Raw genomic sequence first — 20,626 nt, 5'->3', positions numbered from 1 at the left:
AGTTTATTGGATTGTCCGCAAGATGAAGTGCTTACGATATAACTATGCAATAATACGAATATTTTTTAATCATACAATAGTATTTATAAAAAAGAAAACTTTATTTTTGTTGTTCATTTAATTACAATGATACAAAGAATACAAACCTTATATCTTTTAATAGCTTTTATAGTTACAGGCGTACTCCCATTTGTTTTTCCATTATGGACATTAGCAAATGGCAATGACTTTTTATTCATGCAAAATCAGTTGTATGTTATCCTTTTTGGTTTGAGTACCACTATGAGTTTATTAAGTATTATTTCGTATAAAAAAAGACAACATCAGTTTGTTATTGGCAGACTGAATATCATATTAAATTTAATTTTATTAGGATTATTTGTTTATCATTCACTAAATCTATCCGGAGAGACTCCAGCAGTTTCAGAGAAGGGTATTGGGATGTTTCTACCTATCTTGGCTATCGTATTATTAGGTTTTGCTAATAAGGCCATCAAGAAGGATGAAGATCTTGTAAAATCTGTGGATCGATTGAGATAAACCTATAAACTTAGTTTATTAGTGCGAGAAAAACCCGAATGTAACAATTCGGGTTTTTTATTTTAATTAAATTTCGAACCAAAGAAGTTATATTCGTCAAATTTTCTTACATTTGAAATTGAGACACCCCCAAAACGAATGGAAAACAAAATAAAAATCTATCTCGCTGATGATCATCAAGTCCTTCTTGATGGACTTCTTATTTTGCTTAAAACAGTCGCTAATTTTGAAGTAGTAGGATTTTCTCTAAATGGATACAATCTGTATGAAGAAGTAGAAAAAACAAATGCAGATGTATTAATTCTTGATTTAAATATGCCAGAAAAAGATGGTATTGAAGTAATTAAAGAATTTGCCCAAAAAGGAATTCCCTGTAAAGTAATCATTTTATCTAGTTACGACGATTTAAAATTAATCAAAGAGGTGATGCGATTAGGAGCTAATGGTTATCTAACAAAACAATGTGCTGGAGAAAATATTGTTGAAGCCATACAAGCCGTTAGTAATGGAGAGGACTATTTTTGTAGATCAGTTAGAGAAAAAATATTTAATCTAGTTACTAAAGACAATCAAAAAGTAAACCCCAATTTTACTCTTGCCAATACAATTTTAACAGAAAGGGAATTGGAAGTAATCACCCTTATTTCACTTGAATTAAGCGGAAAAGAAATTAGTGATAAATTATTCATAAGTACGAATACCGTAGAAACCCATCGGAAAAATATTATGAAAAAAATTGGTGCTAAAAATACGATTGGATTGGTCAAATATGCCATTAAAAATAACCTTATTAAAGATTAATTTTTTTCTAAAATTTATGGCTTTTAATCGTATTTCATCCCTTTTTATTCTTGTTTTACTTTTATGGAACTGTTCTGTTATATCTCAAAACAAAATAGTTTCTAAAAAAGAAACAGAGAAAGAATTGAAAGAGGCTATTCGATTAATGCGTAAAGGGAGCTATGATAAATCCCTTGTAAAATGCCGAACCATTCTTCGTAATGCAATAACACTAAAAGACAATGATATTATTGCGTCCACTTATAATACTATTGGAGGTAATTTTGATTTATTCTCAAATCCAGAAAAAGCCTTTTTTTACTATAAAAAAGGATTAATTTATGCAGATCGCACTAATAATTTAAAATTAAAAAATTTACTGCATAACAATCTAGGAAATATCTACTGTTTCGATAAAAAGGAATATCAAAAAGGTATTGAACATTATAAACAATCTCTCGAATACAGTGAACAAATTAAAGATTCTGCTCGACTTGTTTTAACCAATTTAAATGTTGCGTGGGCTTACTTTGATATCAACGAGTTTGACAAAGGTCTCCCCCATTTACAGTTTACGAATCTTCATCATGAAAAGCATGGAAGCGACTTAACTATTGTTGCTCTAAAAATGCTTAACGGTATCTACTATGGAGTAAAAAAAGAGCATTCTAAAGCTGAAAGTAATTTTAACGAAGCGATTCAGCTTGGCAATGCAGGTGATGAAAAATTTGACTTAGCTCTAACACATCAAGAGTATGCTAAATATCTAAATTCAGTTCAAAAACACAAAGAGGCTTTTGACCATCTAGCTACTTACAATACAATTACTGATGAGTTAAATGCAGAGGACAAATTAAACAAAGCAAAAAATGAAGGCCTTAATTTAGAAATTGAAGAATACAAGAGAGAGGTCGAAAAAATTGAATCTGAATTTAAAACACAACAAGACGTTTTAAATCAGGAAAAAGTGATGACTAGACGAAAACTTATTGCTATAATTTCTATTTTCTTAATAAGTATAGTATTGTTTTATTTTTACTTACAAAATTCAAGACTTATCCAGAAAAATAGATTAAGTGGTTTGCGAAATAAAATCCAACAGAATATTATAAACGCAACTATTTCTGGCCAAGAAACGGAACGAAAAAAAATCGCATCCTTTTTACACGACAATATTAGTGCCCTATTGTCCTCAGCTGGATTGCATCTTAGTGTTATTAAAAAAAATAACAGTAACTCTAATGAAGATGAAATCACAAAAACGATTCATCTTTTAGAAGAAGCTCACAATAAAGTGAGAGATTTGTCTCACGAATTAATTCCCGCTCTCTTAGTTCGATTTGGACTTCTTTTTGCTTTAGAAGATTTATGCGAAAAGAATTCTAACTCTACTTTACAATTTCAGTTTGAATGTAATATCAATAACAGCCAAAGGTATACAGAAGATTTTGAAATTAAAGTTTACTTTATAATTTCTGAACTTATCAATAATATTGTCAAACATAGTAAAGCGACTACAGCTAAAATCATAATTAAAGAAAACGCAAATTACTTTAAAATTCAAGTTATTGATAATGGAATCGGTTTTGATACCAACCAATTTCAAATAATTGAGGGATTTGGTCTCAACCAGATTAGAGCTAGAATTAATGTGATGAGGGGAAATTTAAATATCGACTCAAAAATAGAAAAAGGAACAACAATTAAGATTGATATTCCAAATTCCAAAGCGTAATAGATTTACCGCTTATCTATTTCGATAATTTCTAATTCTTTAATTGCATCACCGTCAATTATAAATCGTAGCATCGTTCTCACTTGATGGAAACCACTTTTGCCCGCTGCACCCGGATTCATAAACAACAAATTATTCTGCTTATCAAATTGTACTTTTAGAATGTGCGAATGTCCGCAAATAAATAATTGAGGTGAATTTTGCTCTAATTCGGAACGAACAGCTTGATTATATTTTCCAGGATAACCACCAATGTGGGTAATCCAAACCGAAACTCCCTCACAAAAAAACCGATGATGTAATGGAAATTCTAAACGAGCTTGTGCATCATCAATATTACCATAAACAGCGCGAAGTGGTTTTAATTTTTTAATTGTATCCGTTACAACAAGGTCTCCAATATCTCCCGCATGCCAAACCTCATCCGCTTGAACGACATATTTTAGAATCGTATCGTCAATATGACTATGAGTATCTGAGAGTAAAAGAATTTTTTTCATTGTAAGCGAACTTAGTTCGTCAAAGTTACAAACTAAAAAGACGAAATAAAAAGCCAAGAATAACTTACTTATTTGGCTTTGCCCAACCTAAAAACTTTGTACATTTGAAGCTTGAACTTTTTGACGAATCAACTTGAGATATTTCATACATTTAGCCTATAACGGTACCCGTTTTCATGGCTGGCAAATACAGCCAAATGCAACTTCTGTTCAGGAAAACCTGAACAAAGCATTTTCTGTTTTATTGCAAACTGAAATCAATTTGATGGGGGCCGGACGAACCGATACTGGAGTTCATGCAAGAGAAATGTATGCCCATTTTGATACGGATAACTCTTTTGACATAACAACCTTAGTTCACAAACTCAATTCTTTTTTACCAAAAGACATTGTGATTTATGACATCATTCCGGTTCATGATGACGCACATTCTCGATTTGACGCCACAAAAAGAACCTATGAATACCACATTCACCAATTCAAAAATCCATTTATAGATGAACTGAGTTGGTATTTCCATCAGCCTTTGGACATCGACTTGATGAACCAAGCTTCGCAATTATTATTTAATTATACCGATTTCGAATGTTTTTCTAAAGTCAATACCGATGTAAATACATTTGATTGTACTATTTTTGAAGCGTATTGGAAACGAGGAAAGAACGATCAACTTGTTTTTACGATTTCAGCAAATCGGTTTTTGAGAAATATGGTGCGTTCCATTGTTGGGACGCTTATCAATTTAGGGTTGCATAAGATTACATTAGATGATTTTACTAAAATTATTGAAAGTAAAAGCAGGGAAAAAGCAGGATTCTCTGTTCCAGCACATGGTTTATATTTAACGAAAATAGAATACGATTACATCAACCCATAGCCCTGATAGAAGCGGCATCCTTTTTATAGGAGGACTGAGGCTCTCGAAGTCCACATATAAAAAGATACAGCGGATAGCAGGAAATAGCTCCAAATAAAATGAAGGCAAAAGCATTCGATACACGATTATTCAAACGAATATTAAAATACACTAAACCCTATCAATTACGATTTAGAGGAGTGATTGTATTTGCCATATCATTATCTGTTTTTGCGGCTTTGCGTCCTTATTTGTTAAAACAAACTGTTGATGGTTACATCAAAACTCATGATCAACAAGGTTTATTATTCTATATAACTTTAATGGGAATTGTTCTTTTAGCCGAGGTTTTTTCACAATATTATTTTGTGTTTTGGGCCAATTGGCTAGGACAAGATATCGTAAAAGATATTCGAACTAAATTATTCAAGCATATTTTAAGTTTCAGAATGAAATATTTTGACCACGTTCCTGTTGGTCAATTAGTCACACGTTCTGTTTCGGATATTGAAGCTATTGCCCGAATCTTCAGTCAAGGCCTTTTTATGATCATCAGTGATTTGATGAAGATGGTGGTAGTACTATTTTTCATGTTTTACATGAACTGGAAACTAACATGGATTGTCATTGTAGCTATGCCTGTTTTAGTATTTTTTACTCGTATTTTTCAACGCAAAATGCAAATTGCTTTTGAAGAAGTGCGAACAGAAATTGCCAACATGAATTCCTTTGTTCAGGAACGTGTTACTGGGATGAAAATTGTGCAATTGTTCAATCGTGAAGATATTGAATTGGACAAGTTTAAAAACATCAACGAAAAACATAGAAAAGCATGGATTAAAACAATCTTATACAACTCCATCTTCTTTCCTATTGCCGATATAATTTCTTCATTAACACTTGGTTTTATTGTCTTATATGGAGGATTTAAAATTCTGAATGGCGATATGTTTACCACTTTTGGGGATTTATTTTCGTATACTATGTTCATTGGAATGTTATTCAATCCGTTGCGCCAAATTGCGGATAAATTCAACGAAATGCAATTAGGGATGATTGCTGCCAATCGTGTTTTTGATATTTTAGATACCCAAGACCAAATTCAAGATACTGGAACTATTGAGGCTCCCGTTTTTAAAGGTGATATTGAATTTAAGGGTGTGCGATTTGGATATATACCTGATGAAGAAGTGATCAAAGGAATTGATTTAGAAGTTAAAGCGGGACAAACCATAGCTATTGTAGGTTCTACAGGTGCTGGAAAGTCAACGATTATTAATTTGTTAAATCGTTTTTATGAGATCAATAGCGGAACCATTTGTATCGATCATCATAACATTGAGAATTATACATTGGACTCGTTACGAAAGCAAATTGCGGTGGTTTTACAAGACGTTTTCTTATTTGCAGATACCATTTACAATAATATAACCTTGAATAATCCAGCTATTTCTCGTGAAGAAGTTTTAGCTGCAGCACAAAAGATTGGCGTACACGATTTTATCATGAGTTTGCCAGACAATTATGACTTTGATGTAAAAGAACGAGGCGTAATGCTATCGTCTGGGCAACGCCAATTGATTGCTTTTTTACGTGCCTTTGTAAGTAATCCGAGTATTTTGATTCTAGATGAAGCTACTTCTTCTATAGATACCTATTCAGAAGAATTAATTCAACGAGCAACAGAAACAATCACACAAGGGCGAACTTCTATTGTTATTGCCCACCGATTAGCTACCATTATTAATGCTGATAAAATTGTAGTCATGGACAAAGGTTTGGTTGTAGAAGAAGGAACACATCAAGAGTTAATTAATAAAGAAAGTGGTTATTATAAAAATTTATACGATTCCCAATTTTCGGTGGCCAATTAAATTGTAAATAACTGGATAAATACTTACTCTGTCAAATGAAAAAAATCAGTCTTTATCTTCTATTTCTCTTAGTTTATTCTTGTATTCCATATAAAATTGCTCCAAAAATTGAGGGTGAAAAAATAATAAAGGCAAAGAAATTCAAAAAAGATCTACCTAATTATTATGGTTTTATATTTGAAGACACCAAGAATGCTAATGAGTTTTACAATTTCATAAACACTAAATACAACCTAAAAAAGCAAAATGTTGAGTCAAACGTTCCTATCAGCATAAATAACAAGACGTATTATTTATCATTTTTTGAGCGAGAGAGAACTACATCTACATTAAATTTGTTACCATTAGCTATTGATACCCATAGAAATAGTAATAATAAAAATCCAATGTTAGAAGATTTGTATACATCCAGAAGAGGTTTTTGGTATTTAATTTTAACAGTAATAGATAATGATATTAAAGATTGCCTTAATCCTAATTATCCTAATTATGAAGAAATAATTAGTCATTTAAAAAAACTAAAAAAAGAATACTATTCTACAAACAATTATTTAGAAGCTCATTTAAAAATGAAATAATATTTTTGAGCATTTCAAGATGTAATAAACTTTAAAAAGCTCTATTTTTTTTTAAATTTAATCCTTAATTTTGCCTCATCAAATCAAAAAAGAAAACAGTAAAATGAAATACGATATTATAGTTTTAGGAAGTGGACCTGGAGGATATGTAACTGCTATTAGAGCTTCTCAATTAGGTTTTAAAGTAGCCGTTATCGAAAAAGAAAATTTAGGTGGAGTATGTTTGAACTGGGGTTGTATTCCAACAAAAGCTTTGTTGAAATCTGCACAAGTTTTTGACTACTTAAAACACGCTTCAGACTACGGATTGACTGTTTCATCATTTGATAAAGATTTCTCTGCGGTAGTAAACCGTTCAAGAGGAGTAGCTGACGGAATGAGCAAAGGTGTTCAATTCTTGATGAAAAAAAATAAAATCGACGTTATTGATGGTTTTGGTAAAATCAAACCAGGAAAAAAAGTAGATGTAACTGATAAAGACGGTAAAGTAACAGAATACAATGCAGACCATATCATTTTGGCTACTGGAGCACGTTCTCGTGAATTGCCTAACTTACCTCAAGATGGTGTAAAAGTAATTGGATACCGTCAAGCAATGACCTTACCAAAACAACCAAAATCGATGATCATCGTGGGTTCGGGAGCTATTGGTATTGAATTTGCCCATTTTTACAACTCTATGGGAACAGAAGTAACCATTGTTGAGTTTATGCCTAATATTGTTCCTGTTGAAGACGAAGATATTTCGAAACAAATGGAACGTTCTATGAAAAAAGCAGGTGTCAATATTATGACTAACGCTTCAGTAGAAAAAATTGATACTTCTGGAAAAGGTGTAAAAGCATTTGTTAAAACAGCTAAAGGAGAAGAAGTATTAGAAGCTGACATGTTACTTTCTGCTGTTGGGATCAAAACCAACATTGAAAACATCGGATTAGAAGAAGTCGGAATCGCTACTGATAAAGATAAAATCTTAGTAAACGCATACAACCAAACGAATATCCCAGGTTATTACGCAATTGGAGATATTACTCCAGGACAAGCTTTGGCTCACGTAGCTTCTGCTGAAGGAATTAATTGTGTGGAAAAAATCGCTGGATTACATGTAGAACCAATTGATTACGGAAACGTACCAGGTTGTACCTATGCTACTCCTGAAATTGCTTCGGTTGGATTAACTGAAAAAGCAGCGAAAGAAAAAGGATACGAATTAAAAATTGGTAAATTCCCTTTCTCAGCTTCAGGAAAAGCAAAAGCTTCAGGAGCTTCTGATGGTTTCGTAAAAGTAATCTTTGATGCTAAATACGGAGAATGGTTAGGATGCCACATGATTGGTGCTGGTGTAACTGATATGATTGCTGAAGCAGTTGTAGCACGTAAACTAGAAACTACTGGACACGAAATCTTAAAAGCAATCCACCCACACCCTACTATGAGTGAGGCAGTAATGGAAGCGGTAGCAGATGCATACGGTGAAGTAATTCACTTGTAAAATAGTAATTGCATATTCAATTGCAAAGACAAAATTCAAAAATCCGATTGGCCAATGCTAATCGGATTTTTTTATGTCAATTATTAATTTTAATAAGCTAGTAGCATAATTTCAGTATCTTTATTCCAATTACCAACTAAATCACACAATTATGAAATGGAAAGCCGCATTGAGTTTAATCATTAGTATTTCCGCTTTTGCGTATAGCCAACAAATGGATGAAGAAACAGCTATCAAGAAACTATTAGAAAAAGAATCCGCTACCTGGAGAACCAAAGATGTAAAAGGTCATGCAGATTGTTGGCACATTCAACCCTATAGTAGAATCTTAGTTTCTTTACCCGATGGACAAACCATAGACGTACCTCCTACTGTAATGAAGAATCAAAAACCAGAAACTATGGGCAATGGCGGATTTGCAGTAAACTCCAATTATAAAATGAGTATTGCTAAAAATAATGCTTGGGTAAGCCATGACGAATTATCGACAGATGTTGAAGGGAAACGCACTTGGTCTTATGAAATTCGATTATTAGAAAAAGTGAACGAACAATGGAAATTAGTAGGACAATCACTCCACATTTACAAACGAGAAAACTAAATATACAATAGCGTTTCATAAGAAAAATTCAACCTAACTGTTGGATTTTTCCATTTTTATACGGTCTTAAAATGTTTATCTTTGTTTAAAATATAATATCATGCAACATATAATAGATAGATTCATTAGTTATGTCACAATAGACACCGAATCTGATCCCAATTCAACAACAACCCCAAGTACTAAAAAACAATGGGATTTGGCCAATAAACTAGTCGAGGAATTAAAAACAATTGGACTCCAAGACGTAAGTATTGATGACAAAGCCTATATCATGGCAACACTTCCAAGTAATGTAGAACATGAAGTTCCTACTATTGGATTCATTTCGCATTTTGATACTTCTCCTGATTTTACGGGTGCCAATGTTAAGCCTCAAGTAATTCCAGATTACGATGGTGGTGATATTGTATTGAATGCTGATAAAAACATTGTTTTGTCTCCAAAATACTTTAAAGATTTATTGCAATACAAAGGTCAAACACTAATTACTACAGACGGAACTACATTATTAGGAGCCGATGACAAAGCCGGAATTACCGAAATTGTTACGGCCATGGAATACCTTATACAACATCCAGAAATCAAACACGGCAAGATTCGAATCGGATTCACTCCCGATGAAGAAATTGGACGTGGAGCGCATCATTTTGACGTTGCTAAATTTGGAGCCGATTGGGCGTACACTATGGACGGAAGTCAAGTAGGTGAATTGGAATATGAAAACTTTAATGCAGCTGGCGCCAAAATTACGTTCAAAGGAAAAAGTGTGCATCCAGGCTATGCTAAAGGTAAAATGATAAATTCGATGCTGATTGCTAATGAATTTATCAATGCCTTACCAAAAGGAGAAACTCCAGAGGAAACGAAAGGTTATGAAGGTTTTTTCCATGTACATCATGTCAACGGAAGTATTGAAGAAAGCCTAGTCGAGTTGATTATTCGCGATCATAACAAAAAGAAGTTTGAAAAACGCAAGGCCTTAATTCATAAGATTACTCAAAAAATCAATAAAAAGTTTGCCAAACAATTTGGGGAAGACATTGCTATTGCTGAAATCAATGACCAGTACTACAACATGAAAGAAAAAGTATTACCGGTAAAACACATTGTCGACATAGCCGAAAAAGCAATGAAAGAAGTAGGCATTAAACCTTTGATAAAACCTATTCGCGGTGGTACAGATGGTTCTCAGTTGTCATATATGGGATTGCCTTGCCCTAATATTTTTGCTGGCGGACATAACTTTCATGGAAAATATGAATATGTCCCGGTTGAGAGCATTCAAAAAGCAATTGAAGTAATCATCAAGATTGCAGAATTAACTGCTGTTAAATAGTGGTTACAAAAAAAGCTCCCAATTGGGAGCTTTTTTTGTAAGTATCTATCTTTTATTTTTTGTTCAAAGCGGCACTCATTTCCATTGAAATAGCTGAACGCTCCATTTTCAATTTACCTGACATCGTTTCAACGACTACTGTAGTCTCAGCTAATTCAGCAATTTTACCGTGTAGCCCACTTTTAGTAATGATTTTATCGCCTACTTTCAAGTTACTTTCGAATTCTTTTTCAGCTTTAGCTCTTTTTTGTTGCGGTCTAATCATAAAGAAATAGATCACTACAAACATTAATAAGAACGGCGCAAATTGACTTAATTGTTCCATAATTGTATTATATTATTAATTTAACATTACATCAAGCCTCTACCGGCTTTGATCATTTTTTTATTGGTTTGAAATTCCTTAACTAGGTTATCTAAAATTCCGTTGATAAAAATACTACTTTTTGGAGTAGAATATTCCTTAGCTAATTCTAAATATTCGTTAAGAGTTACTTTAACAGGAATTGATGGAAATTTCAATAACTCACAAATTGCCATTTTTAAAATAATCGTATCCATTTCTGCAATACGATCCATGTCCCAATTGGGCGTTTTCGAATCAAATTCTTTGGCTAATTCTTTTTCGTTCAAAACAGTTTTTCGGAACAAATCTTTTGCAAAATCTTTGTCGTCAGCATCTTTAAATAGTTTAGGAACTCTAAAACTGTCATCTTCAGCCGACTTCAGACTTTTTAATTGTTTAACAATGTTCGTGTTTACCACCGGAATATCGTCAATCCAAGTTAATTTATCATCTTCCAAATATTCGTATAGTTTCTCATTTGGAACAATTATCTCTGTAAAAAGATCAATTACAAACTGTTTGTCTTCTTCAAAAGATACAGTTGGATTACTCATGTATTTATCATACAATTTACTTTCTTTCAATGATGTTAAAAGCAATTGAATATAATCATCATGGATATTCCAATTATTAATTTTTCTATTCTCTAAAGCAATGCTCAAAGAACTATTATCTTCTAATAATTTGAAAATTGAATTATTGATAAATTTAGTATTGGGATTTCGCTCTTCAGAGGTAGCTAAATGTTTCTGACTTGATAAATGCAAAAAAACTTTTTCTTTCTTGGCTAACTCAATTAAGGAAGAAACCATAACTAAGTATAAATCTTGTATCGAATCGATACTGTAAAATAGAAATTTCTCTTGACCTTCTAAATTATCCGAACCGTTTTGATGCATAGCATAAATCGTTTGCATAACCTTAACGCGAATGTGTCTTCTATTTACCACTGGGAAAGAACTTTTAATGAATTAGGCTGCAAAAATAGGTATTTCATACCTTAAAAGAAAATTTAAACCTCTTTTTTAATTCAAAAAAAACTGAGTCTGAATTAAAGTCCGCTTACTTTTACATTCAATTATTCCTTTAATTACTTTATATTTGCGAAGCTAAAAGTGCAGCGATACAATGAGAGAATTAAGTTATTTAAATAAGTACTTCGTCAAATACAAATTCAGTTTTTTACTAGGAATAGTAATTACCATTGTAGCACAAATCTTTTCTTTGTTCACACCAAAACTGATTAGTCAATCATTAGAAGCCATTGAGAAATTTGATCGCTTATCCATTCAAGAAAAATCCTCTGAATCTGTTCTATCGCATTTCAAAAGCGATTTGGTTGACAATATACTACTTATCATTGGAACCACTATTATTGCCGGATTTTTGACCTTTTTAATGCGACAAACATTAATCGTAATGTCACGTCATATTGAATTTGATCTGAAAAATGAAGTCTTTAGACAATATGAAAACCTTTCCCAACAATTCTACAAACAAAATAGAACCGGTGATTTAATGAACCGAATTAGTGAGGACGTTTCCAAAGTCAGAATGTATGTTGGTCCCGCCGTAATGTACACTATCAACACTTTTATTCGCTTTGCAATTGTTATTGCTTATATGTACAATGTATCGCCAAGATTGACTTTATATACTATTTTACCCTTACCTATTTTATCTTATACAATTTTTAAATTAAGTACTGAAATCAACAAACGTAGTACCGTATTCCAACAATATTTATCGAAAGTCTCTAGTTTTTCTCAAGAAATTTTTTCTGGAATTCGAGTTATCAAAGCCTATTCCTTAGAAAATCAGCATCAAGATAATATGATTGCTTTAGCCAATGAAAGTAAAAGCAAAAGCTTGGACTTGGCACGAGTACAATCTTTGTTTGGGCCGTTAATGTTAGCGTTAATTGGTATTAGTAACCTTGTAGTGATTTATTTTGGCGGACTGATGTACATGGACGGAACCATTAAGAGTATTGGTACCATTGCAGAATTTATCTTATATGTAAATATGTTGACATGGCCGGTGGCTTCTTTAGGTTGGGTTTCTTCTATGGTGCAGGAGGCAGAAGCGTCTCAAAAACGTTTGAATGAATTTTTAAAAATCGAACCTGAAATTAAAAATACAAATCCAAATCGTTCATCTATTGAAGGAAGCATTGTGTTTAATAACGTAAGTTTTACCTATGAAGATACCAATATCAATGCCATTCAAAACATTTCGTTTACTGTAAATAAAGGAGAGACTTTAGCTATTTTAGGAAAGACTGGTTCAGGAAAATCAACTATTTTATCTTTAATTTCCAGATTATATGATGTTAACGAAGGTGAAATTAATATTGACAACAGACCAATTCACACCCTTAACTTATTTGATTTACGAAATAGTATCGGAATTGTTCCACAAGATGCTTTTTTGTTTTCAGACAGTATAAAAAACAACATTAAATTTGGTAAAGAAGATGCCACCGATGAAGAAATTGAGTTAGCAGCTAAAAATGCGGTTGTTCATGACAACATCATGGGATTCAATAAAAAATACGATACGGTTTTAGGCGAAAGAGGAATTACACTATCTGGAGGACAAAAACAACGTGTGTCAATAGCTAGAGCTATTATTAAAAATCCGCCTATCTTACTTTTTGACGATTGTTTATCTGCAGTTGACACCGAAACGGAAGAAACCATTTTAAACAATTTGTACGAAATTTGTAAAGATAAAACTACCATCATCGTCAGTCATCGTGTTTCCTCTGCAAAAAATGCAGACCAAATTATTATTATCGATGAAGGAAAAATCATTCAACAAGGTTCTCATAATCAATTACTAAATGAGAAAGGGTACTATGCCGACTTGTATTTGAAACAATTATCGGAAAAAGAATTAACATAATTTTTGGTCAATCAATTTTTTTTTATCATTTTTGGATGTCAATAAACCAATAAATGAAGAACGGATTATGAGAGAAAATGATATGTTAGAAAAAGAGGAAATATTTTCTAAGATTTTAAGAGCCGGAAGAAGAACGTATTTTTTTGATGTAAGAGCTACTAAAGCAGATGATTATTACATCACAATAACCGAAAGTAAGAAGTTTACTGAAGAGGATGGTTCTTTCCACTTTAAAAAGCATAAAATATATTTGTACAAAGAAGATTTTGCAGCCTTTACTGAAATTCTTGGAGATATGACGTCTTACGTTTTAAATCATAAAGGAGAAGAAGTAATTTCAGAAAGACACCAAAAAGACTTTAAGAAAGAATACACATCTGAAAATACAGAAGACGAGGTTACTCCTCAAGTATCAAGCTTTACAGATATAGATTTTGATGATATTTAATCAAAATTGGAATTAATAAAAAAGCCCAAAATCAAATTGATTTTGGGCTTTTTTATTTCTAGTATTTAGCGGGAACACCTGGCTTTGGTAATGATTTTTGAATAAATATTCTTAAGTCTTCATTCCCTTTAATTAAATCTTCTTTACGAAGGTACATCATATGACCGCTTCGGTATCCTTCAAATGACATTCTATCTTTCAGTTTACCACTTGGATCCATTTGCCACATATTGTATTTGGCATTAAAATAATCACAAGCACCATCATAATATCCAGATTGAACTAAAACGTGTAAATAAGGATTCTGCGCCATAGCTTGTCTCAAATTCTCTCCAGTTTTGTCTCCTGAATTATCCCAAGGATAAACTGGTCCAAACATATTGTACTTTAAATCAGTTTTGTATCCTAAATTATTTCGTAAGTAAATATTAATTGCTGGCGTAAACGAATGCAACCAAGACGTCAACTCTGAATTAAAGTCAGGATTATCCCCAGCATCTTTGCGATCAATTCCTTTATAACGAGAATCCAAACGGCCTACAGTATGCCCTTGATCTCGCAACAATTCTTTCCAAAAATAATCCAAAGGAACATCTAGGTTATTTTGCAAAATCACTTTTTCTGACATTCCTGAATAACGGGCTATTTTAGCCGCTATAGCATTTCTTTGAGATGCTTCTAGAGAACCTCCTTTACTCAATGCCGGAATCAATTCGTTTAATGTGAAATTTTCTACTTCAGGCAACATAGCTGTTAAATCTTTGGATTGCAAATCAGACGGCAGCATTTTGTGAAACCAAGCTGTAGCAGCATAATAAGGCAAACGCAAAGCGGCTTTAGAAACCACACCTCTCTCTATTCCTAAAGTAGTTGGGGATACCAAAACAACGCCATTCAAATACATCCATTGACTATTTTGTAATTCTAAAGCCAAGCCAGAAACTCTTGTAGTTCCATAACTTTCGCCAATAAGATATTTGGGAGAAGCCCAACGATTAGAACGCGTAACAAATGTTTTGATCCATTCAGCTAAATATTTCACATCTGCATTCACACCAAAGAAAGTAGATTTTGGAGTTTCTTTATTGGTAATTCTTGAATACGCTGTGTTTACCGGATTAACAAAAACAATATCTGCTACATCCAAAATAGAATACGGGTTTTCTTTAATTCCGTAAGGTTGAACAGGATATCCTTCGTCATCTATATTCAATAAAGTGGGACCAGTATACGCTATTTGCATCCAGACAGAAGCTGAACCCGGACCTCCATTAAAGGAGATTACCAAAGGACGACTAGCGCGATCTTTTACATCAGAACGCTCATAATAGGTATAAAAAATTCCTGCAATAGTTTTTCCATCTTCATCCCAAACAGGCATAGTTCCTGTTGTGGCTTGATAAGGTACTTTTTGCCCTTTAATAGTCGTAAGATGTTGGGTAATTACTTTTTCGTCTGGATTGAATTTTATATTGGAAACTAAATTTTCTACTTTTTCAGCTGGAGTAGCAGCTGAAACCTCTGCTTTTTTTGAAGGTGATTGTGCAGTAACAAATAAGAAAGAACCTGTTAACGCAAAAGAAAACAACATTTTTTTCATAATAATAGTATTTGTGTGGTTACATATATTTGATTAGATAAACAAATGTAAAATAAATTGAGAATAAATCACGCTACACAAACAAGTTAAATACAAACACAAAAAAATCCCAAAGCAAGGCTTTGGGATTCTAGTACATACTATAAAGATGGATTATTTTACATCCATTAATTCTACATCAAAAATTAAAGTAGCATTTGGCGGAATAACCCCTCCAGCACCACGAGAACCATATCCTAGATGCGACGGAATTACAAAACGCGCTTTATCACCCACCTGCAACAACGCAATTCCTTCATCCCAACCTTCGATCACATTACCTCTTCCTAATGGAAATTCAATTGGTTTTTTACGAGCATACGAACTATCAAAAACTTTTCCGTCAGGTAATTGACCCGAATAGTGAACAGAAACTGTCTTACCATCTTCTGCTTTTTTACCAGAACCTCTTTGGATAAATTGGTAACGCAAACCGCTTTCTGTTTTTTCAAAACCAGCGGCTAATTTCTCCATTTCAGCTTCAGCAGCAGCGCGTTCTGCCTCAATACGTTTTGCACGTGAACCTTCAAAAGTTCTAAACGCTTCTACCGCATTCCATTGCTCAGCCTCTGCACCCACTCTTAAAATTTCTAAAGTTTCCAAAACATCCCCTTGAGCAACAGCATCTACAACATCCTGTCCTTCAACTACATGTCCAAAAACTGTATGTTTCCCATCTAACCAAGATGTAGGAACGTGAGTGATGTAAAATTGAGAACCATTAGTTCCAGGACCCGCATTAGCCATAGCCAAAACTCCTGGACGATCGTGTTTTAAATTGGGATGAAATTCATCGTCAAATTTATATCCCGCATCTCCAGTTCCAGTTCCTTGAGGACAACCTCCTTGTATCATAAAATCAGGAATCACACGGTGAAATGTTAATCCGTCATAATATTTTGTTCCTTGTGGTTTTACCTTGTTCTCTAAGTTTCCTTCAGCCAAAGCCACAAAGTTCCCAACCGTTCCAGGTGTTAAATCGTGTGTTAATTTTACTATAACCGAACCCTTAGCGGTGTTGAATTTAGCGTATATTCCGTTTTCCATTTTTGTTGATTTTTATTGAAGTGCAAAATTACAACAATAATATAGAAATGACAAAAACTTCTTAGGCGTGCCCTCCGCAAACGCTTCGGTCGGGCTGTACGTTCTATCTTTTTAGGCGGTCTCGAATGCCTCGACCACCTAAAAAGGATGCCACTTCCATCCCTCACGCAAATGCAGACTTCGTAAAACAAATTCGTTATTAAAAGTACTTTAAACTTTGTACCTTTGTCGCTTTACAACTTTGCACACTTCACAATGCGTATAGATATTATTACTGTTCTTCCTGAATTATTACGAAGCCCTTTTGAAGCCTCTATTATGAAACGAGCTATCGACAAAGGTTTGGTAGAAGTTCACTTCCATAATTTACGTGACTATACAACAAACAAACAAAAAAGTGTTGATGATTATCCTTTTGGCGGTGGCGCTGGAATGGTGATGACCGTACAACCTATTGACGCTTGCATTACGCATTTAAAAAGTGAACGAGAATACGACGAAATCATTTATATGTCGCCAGATGGTGAAACGCTGAATCAAAAAATGGCGAATACCATGTCTATGTATGAAAACATCATCATTCTTTGCGGACATTATAAAGGAGTAGATCAACGAGTGCGTGATCATTTTATTACCAAAGAAATTTCCATTGGCGATTATGTTTTAAGTGGAGGAGAATTAGGCGCATTAGTTTTATCAGATGCTTTAATACGATTAATTCCTGGGGTCTTAAGTGATGAAACCTCTGCCCTTACCGACAGTTTTCAAGACGGATTATTGTCAGGACCTATTTATACTCGTCCAGCAGATTACAAAGGATGGAAAGTGCCTGAAGTATTAACCAGCGGTAACTTTGCTAAGATTGATCAATGGCGAGAAGATAAAGCCTACGAGCATACTAAAAACCGTCGTCCCGATTTATTAGAAGAGTAATGGAATATTTTTTTTCTTTTTTTCTTTAATATTCAAAATTTATAATTAATTTCGCAGCCGCATTAGACCAACCTCTGGCGAGAACCGTGAATGTTGCTCTATATTAAACCATAATTAAAATTATCATGGCAGATTTAATGAAATTCGTTAAAGACGAATTTGTAACAAGAAAAGATTTCCCTGAATTCGGAGCTGGAGACACAATTACTGTTTTCTACGAAATTAAAGAGGGTGAAAAAACAAGAACTCAGTTCTTTAAAGGAGTAGTGATTCAAAGAAGAGGTTCTGGTAACACAGAAACTTTCACTATCCGTAAAATGTCTGGAGCTATTGGAGTAGAGCGTATCTTCCCGGTAAACTTACCAGCTTTACAAAAAATTGAAATCAACAAGAAAGGTGCTGTACGTAGAGCTAGAATTTTCTACTTCAGAGAACTTACTGGTAAAAAAGCGAAAATTAAAGATAAGAGAAGATTCTAAAATAATTTTCAAAATAGTTAAAGTCCCACAATGTTGGGACTTTTTTTTGTCAATAATTTAACTTAAAATTTTCAAATTAGGAATTTTACCCCTCTAAAAATAGCAATTAAGTAATTAGGTGTTAAAACCTCTAAAATATTCATTTTTAACAACTAACTCGAATCATTTTTACATCTGATTTTCCTATATTTGCCGCACTAAAAAAATTAACGCAAACGTTTTAGTTAATTATACATTAATTAAAGATTTATTTAATCATTATACAATGGCACAGAAATCCAAAATTTTTTACACGCTTACAGATGAAGCCCCTTTGTTAGCAACTTATTCTTTTTTACCTATCGTTCAAGCCTTCACTGGCACCTCTGACATTGAAATTGAAACAAGAGATATTTCATTGGCTGGAAGGATTTTAGCTAATTTCTCAGAGTATTTGACAGATAGTCAGAAAACAGGAGATGCATTAGCAGAATTAGGTCAGTTAGCAACAACTCCTGAAGCGAATATTATAAAACTACCTAACGTTTCTGCTTCTGTGCCGCAATTAAAAGCTGCTATTGCTGAACTGCAATCTCATGGATATGCATTACCTAGCTTTCCAGAAGATCCTCAGAATGAGGAAGAAAAAAACGTAAAAGCAAAATACGCTAAAATATTAGGATCAGCTGTAAATCCAGTTTTACGTGAAGGCAACTCAGATCGTAGAGCGCCAAAAGCAGTAAAAAATTACGCCAAAGCCAATCCACATTCTATGGGAGCTTGGTCGCCAACATCAAAAACCTACGTTGCCTCAATGGAATCGGGTGATTTTTACGGAAGTGAACAATCGGTTACCATTGCTGAAGCAACCGATGTAAAAATAGAATTTGTAGCTAAAGACGGAACAACTACCGTTTTAAAAGCTAGTACTCCATTAAAAGCTGGCGAAATTATCGATTCGTCAGTAATGAATGTAAACGCTTTAAAATCTTTTGTAAACAAAACAATAAACGAAGCCAAAGAACAAGGGCTATTACTTTCAGTTCACTTGAAAGCAACTATGATGAAAGTTTCTGACCCAATCATTTTTGGTGCTATTGTTGAAGTGTATTTCAAAGATGTTTTTGAAAAATATGCCGCTTTATTTGCTGAATTAAATATCGATACCAGAAATGGTCTTGGGGATGTTTATGCTAAAATTGCTGGTCATGCGAAACAAGCTGAAGTAGAAACTGCAATCAATAATGCTATTGCAAATGGCCCTGCTATTGCTATGGTAAATTCTGAAAAAGGAATCACAAATCTTCATGTTCCATCGGATGTAATTGTAGATGCTTCAATGCCAGCTATGATTCGTACTTCAGGCCAAATGTGGAACGCAGCAGGCAAACAACAAGATACTGTAGCCATTATTCCAGACCGTTGTTATGCTGGTGTATACACTGCTACAATTGATTTTTGTAAACAAAATGGTGCTTTTGATCCTACAACTATGGGAAGTGTTCCGAACGTAGGTTTAATGGCTCAAAAAGCAGAAGAATATGGTTCTCATGATAAAACATTCCAAATGCAAGCAGATGGGGTGGTTCGTGTTGTAGATACTAATGGAAATGTTTTGATGGAACAAGCTGTTGAAGCGAAAGATATTTTTAGAATGTGTCAAGCAAAAGATGCTCCAATTCAAGACTGGGTTAAACTAGCTGTAAATAGAGCGCGTTTGTCAAGCACACCAGCTATATTCTGGCTAGATGAAAATAGAGCTCACGATAGAGAATTGATTGTAAAAGTTCAAAAATATTTGAAAGACCACGATACAACTGGTTTAGATATTCAAATACTTTCTCCAATCGCAGCTACTAAAGCAACTTTGGAAAGAATCATTAAAGGACTAGATACTATCTCTGTTACTGGAAACGTATTACGTGATTACTTAACTGATTTGTTTCCAATTTTAGAAGTGGGAACTTCAGCTAAAATGTTATCTATTGTTCCTTTGATGAATGGTGGAGGCTTATTTGAAACAGGTGCTGGTGGATCAGCTCCAAAACACGTGGAGCAATTTACTGAAGAAAGTTATTTACGTTGGGATTCACTTGGTGAGTTTTTAGCTTTAGGTGCTTCTTTAGAACATTTGAGCCAAACATTAAACAATCCTAAAGCTATGGTTTTAGCTGAAACATTAGACGTTGCAACTGAAAAATTCTTAGCGAATGATAAATCTCCAGCGCGTAAAGTAGGTCAAATTGACAACCGTGGTTCTCATTTCTACTTAACAATGTATTGGGCAGAAGCATTAGCAGCACAAGATAAAGACGCAGAATTAAAAGCAACTTTTACTCCTGTTGCGAAAGCATTTATTGATAATGAAGCTACTATTAATTTAGAATTAATTGGCGCGCAAGGAAAATCACAAAATATTGGTGGATATTACCAACCAAATCCAGATTTAACATCAAAGGCTATGCGACCAAGCGCTACTTTTAATGCAATTCTAGCCACAATAAAGTAAAACTTGTAACTTATTTAAAAAAGGCAACTAACACAGTTGCCTTT

Annotated in this window: 19 protein-coding genes; 14 read left to right on the top strand and 5 right to left on the bottom strand. The window is 33.6% G+C overall.

The window, feature by feature from the left end:
• Positions 1–126: 126 nt before the first annotated feature.
• The 3 genes from LPC20_RS06735 to LPC20_RS06725 all read left to right on the top strand — a co-directional run bounded on the left by LPC20_RS06735 (position 127) and on the right by LPC20_RS06725 (position 3,055).
• Positions 127–540, top strand: a complete 414-nt coding sequence (locus LPC20_RS06735) for a DUF4293 domain-containing protein (RefSeq protein ID WP_229323766.1) — start codon at positions 127–129, stop codon at positions 538–540.
• Between the two features lie 138 nt (positions 541–678).
• Positions 679–1,341, top strand: a complete 663-nt coding sequence (locus LPC20_RS06730; protein WP_229323764.1) for a response regulator — start codon at positions 679–681, stop codon at positions 1,339–1,341.
• The gene (locus LPC20_RS06725) at positions 1,310–3,055 is read left to right on the top strand and encodes an ATP-binding protein (RefSeq protein WP_229323762.1); all 1,746 of its coding nucleotides are present in this window, start codon (positions 1,310–1,312) and stop codon (positions 3,053–3,055) included. Before LPC20_RS06730 ends, LPC20_RS06725 begins: the two co-directional genes overlap by 32 nt.
• Positions 3,056–3,060: 5 nt before the next feature.
• On the opposite strand, the gene LPC20_RS06720 is transcribed toward LPC20_RS06725, so the two are convergent.
• Positions 3,061–3,555, bottom strand: coding sequence for a metallophosphoesterase family protein (locus LPC20_RS06720; RefSeq protein ID WP_229323751.1), 495 nt, complete (start codon positions 3,553–3,555; stop codon positions 3,061–3,063).
• Between the two features lie 133 nt (positions 3,556–3,688).
• Here LPC20_RS06720 and truA point away from each other — a divergent pair, with 133 nt between their 5' ends.
• The 6 genes from truA to pepT all read left to right on the top strand — a co-directional run bounded on the left by truA (position 3,689) and on the right by pepT (position 10,295).
• Positions 3,689–4,432: a tRNA pseudouridine(38-40) synthase TruA gene (gene truA, locus LPC20_RS06715; protein ID WP_229323749.1), complete on the top strand. Its 744-nt coding sequence runs from the start codon at positions 3,689–3,691 to the stop codon at positions 4,430–4,432.
• Between the two features lie 98 nt (positions 4,433–4,530).
• Complete coding sequence (locus LPC20_RS06710; protein ID WP_229323747.1) at positions 4,531–6,285, top strand: ABC transporter ATP-binding protein; 1,755 nt, start codon at positions 4,531–4,533, stop codon at positions 6,283–6,285.
• 35 nt (positions 6,286–6,320) lie between these two features.
• Complete coding sequence (locus LPC20_RS06705) at positions 6,321–6,863, top strand: hypothetical protein (protein ID WP_229323745.1); 543 nt, start codon at positions 6,321–6,323, stop codon at positions 6,861–6,863.
• A 103-nt stretch (positions 6,864–6,966) separates the two neighbouring features.
• Complete coding sequence (lpdA, locus tag LPC20_RS06700; protein ID WP_229323744.1) at positions 6,967–8,355, top strand: dihydrolipoyl dehydrogenase; 1,389 nt, start codon at positions 6,967–6,969, stop codon at positions 8,353–8,355.
• Positions 8,356–8,506: 151 nt separating this feature from the next.
• The gene (locus LPC20_RS06695) at positions 8,507–8,956 is read left to right on the top strand and encodes an endo-arabinase (RefSeq protein ID WP_229323742.1); all 450 of its coding nucleotides are present in this window, start codon (positions 8,507–8,509) and stop codon (positions 8,954–8,956) included.
• Positions 8,957–9,056: 100 nt separating this feature from the next.
• Positions 9,057–10,295 (top strand): peptidase T, encoded by a 1,239-nt coding sequence (pepT, locus tag LPC20_RS06690; RefSeq protein WP_229323740.1) that lies wholly within the window; start codon positions 9,057–9,059, stop codon positions 10,293–10,295.
• 52 nt (positions 10,296–10,347) lie between these two features.
• On the opposite strand, the gene yajC is transcribed toward pepT, so the two are convergent.
• Together yajC and nusB are read right to left on the bottom strand one after the other, a co-directional pair.
• Positions 10,348–10,620 (bottom strand): preprotein translocase subunit YajC, encoded by a 273-nt coding sequence (gene yajC / locus LPC20_RS06685; protein WP_229323738.1) that lies wholly within the window; start codon positions 10,618–10,620, stop codon positions 10,348–10,350.
• A gap of 26 nt (positions 10,621–10,646) precedes the next feature.
• Positions 10,647–11,558 (bottom strand): transcription antitermination factor NusB, encoded by a 912-nt coding sequence (gene nusB / locus LPC20_RS06680; protein ID WP_229327140.1) that lies wholly within the window; start codon positions 11,556–11,558, stop codon positions 10,647–10,649.
• Between the two features lie 211 nt (positions 11,559–11,769).
• On the opposite strand from nusB, the gene LPC20_RS06675 reads away from it, so the two are divergent.
• A complete protein-coding gene (locus tag LPC20_RS06675) occupies positions 11,770–13,548 on the top strand; it encodes an ABC transporter ATP-binding protein (protein WP_229323736.1) in 1,779 nt (592 codons plus the stop codon).
• Between the two features lie 67 nt (positions 13,549–13,615).
• Entirely contained in the window at positions 13,616–13,996 is a 381-nt protein-coding gene (locus tag LPC20_RS06670; RefSeq protein ID WP_229327138.1) for a PUR family DNA/RNA-binding protein, read from the top strand.
• A 58-nt stretch (positions 13,997–14,054) separates the two neighbouring features.
• Here LPC20_RS06670 and LPC20_RS06665 read toward each other — a convergent pair whose 3' ends face one another.
• Positions 14,055–15,596, bottom strand: coding sequence for a S10 family peptidase (locus LPC20_RS06665; protein WP_229323734.1), 1,542 nt, complete (start codon positions 15,594–15,596; stop codon positions 14,055–14,057).
• A 153-nt stretch (positions 15,597–15,749) separates the two neighbouring features.
• Positions 15,750–16,682, bottom strand: coding sequence for a peptidylprolyl isomerase (locus LPC20_RS06660; RefSeq protein ID WP_229323732.1), 933 nt, complete (start codon positions 16,680–16,682; stop codon positions 15,750–15,752).
• A 255-nt stretch (positions 16,683–16,937) separates the two neighbouring features.
• Between LPC20_RS06660 and trmD the strand changes: the two genes are divergently transcribed.
• The 3 genes from trmD (at position 16,938) to LPC20_RS06645 (ending at position 20,582) form a co-directional block, all read left to right on the top strand.
• Complete coding sequence (gene trmD / locus LPC20_RS06655) at positions 16,938–17,615, top strand: tRNA (guanosine(37)-N1)-methyltransferase TrmD (RefSeq protein WP_229323730.1); 678 nt, start codon at positions 16,938–16,940, stop codon at positions 17,613–17,615.
• A gap of 125 nt (positions 17,616–17,740) precedes the next feature.
• Positions 17,741–18,094 carry a 50S ribosomal protein L19 gene (rplS, locus tag LPC20_RS06650; RefSeq protein ID WP_229323728.1) on the top strand — a complete coding sequence of 118 codons (354 nt, stop codon included), beginning with the start codon at positions 17,741–17,743 and terminating at the stop codon, positions 18,092–18,094.
• A 265-nt stretch (positions 18,095–18,359) separates the two neighbouring features.
• Entirely contained in the window at positions 18,360–20,582 is a 2,223-nt protein-coding gene (locus LPC20_RS06645; protein ID WP_229323726.1) for an NADP-dependent isocitrate dehydrogenase, read from the top strand.
• Positions 20,583–20,626: the final 44 nt, after the last annotated feature.

The sequence above is a fragment of the Flavobacterium ammonificans genome, assembly GCF_020886115.1.
In the GTDB taxonomy this organism is placed as follows: Bacteria; Bacteroidota; Bacteroidia; order Flavobacteriales; family Flavobacteriaceae; genus Flavobacterium; species Flavobacterium ammonificans.
The sequence above is the reverse complement of the archived record's forward strand: the minus strand, read 5'-3'. Positions and strand labels throughout refer to the sequence as shown.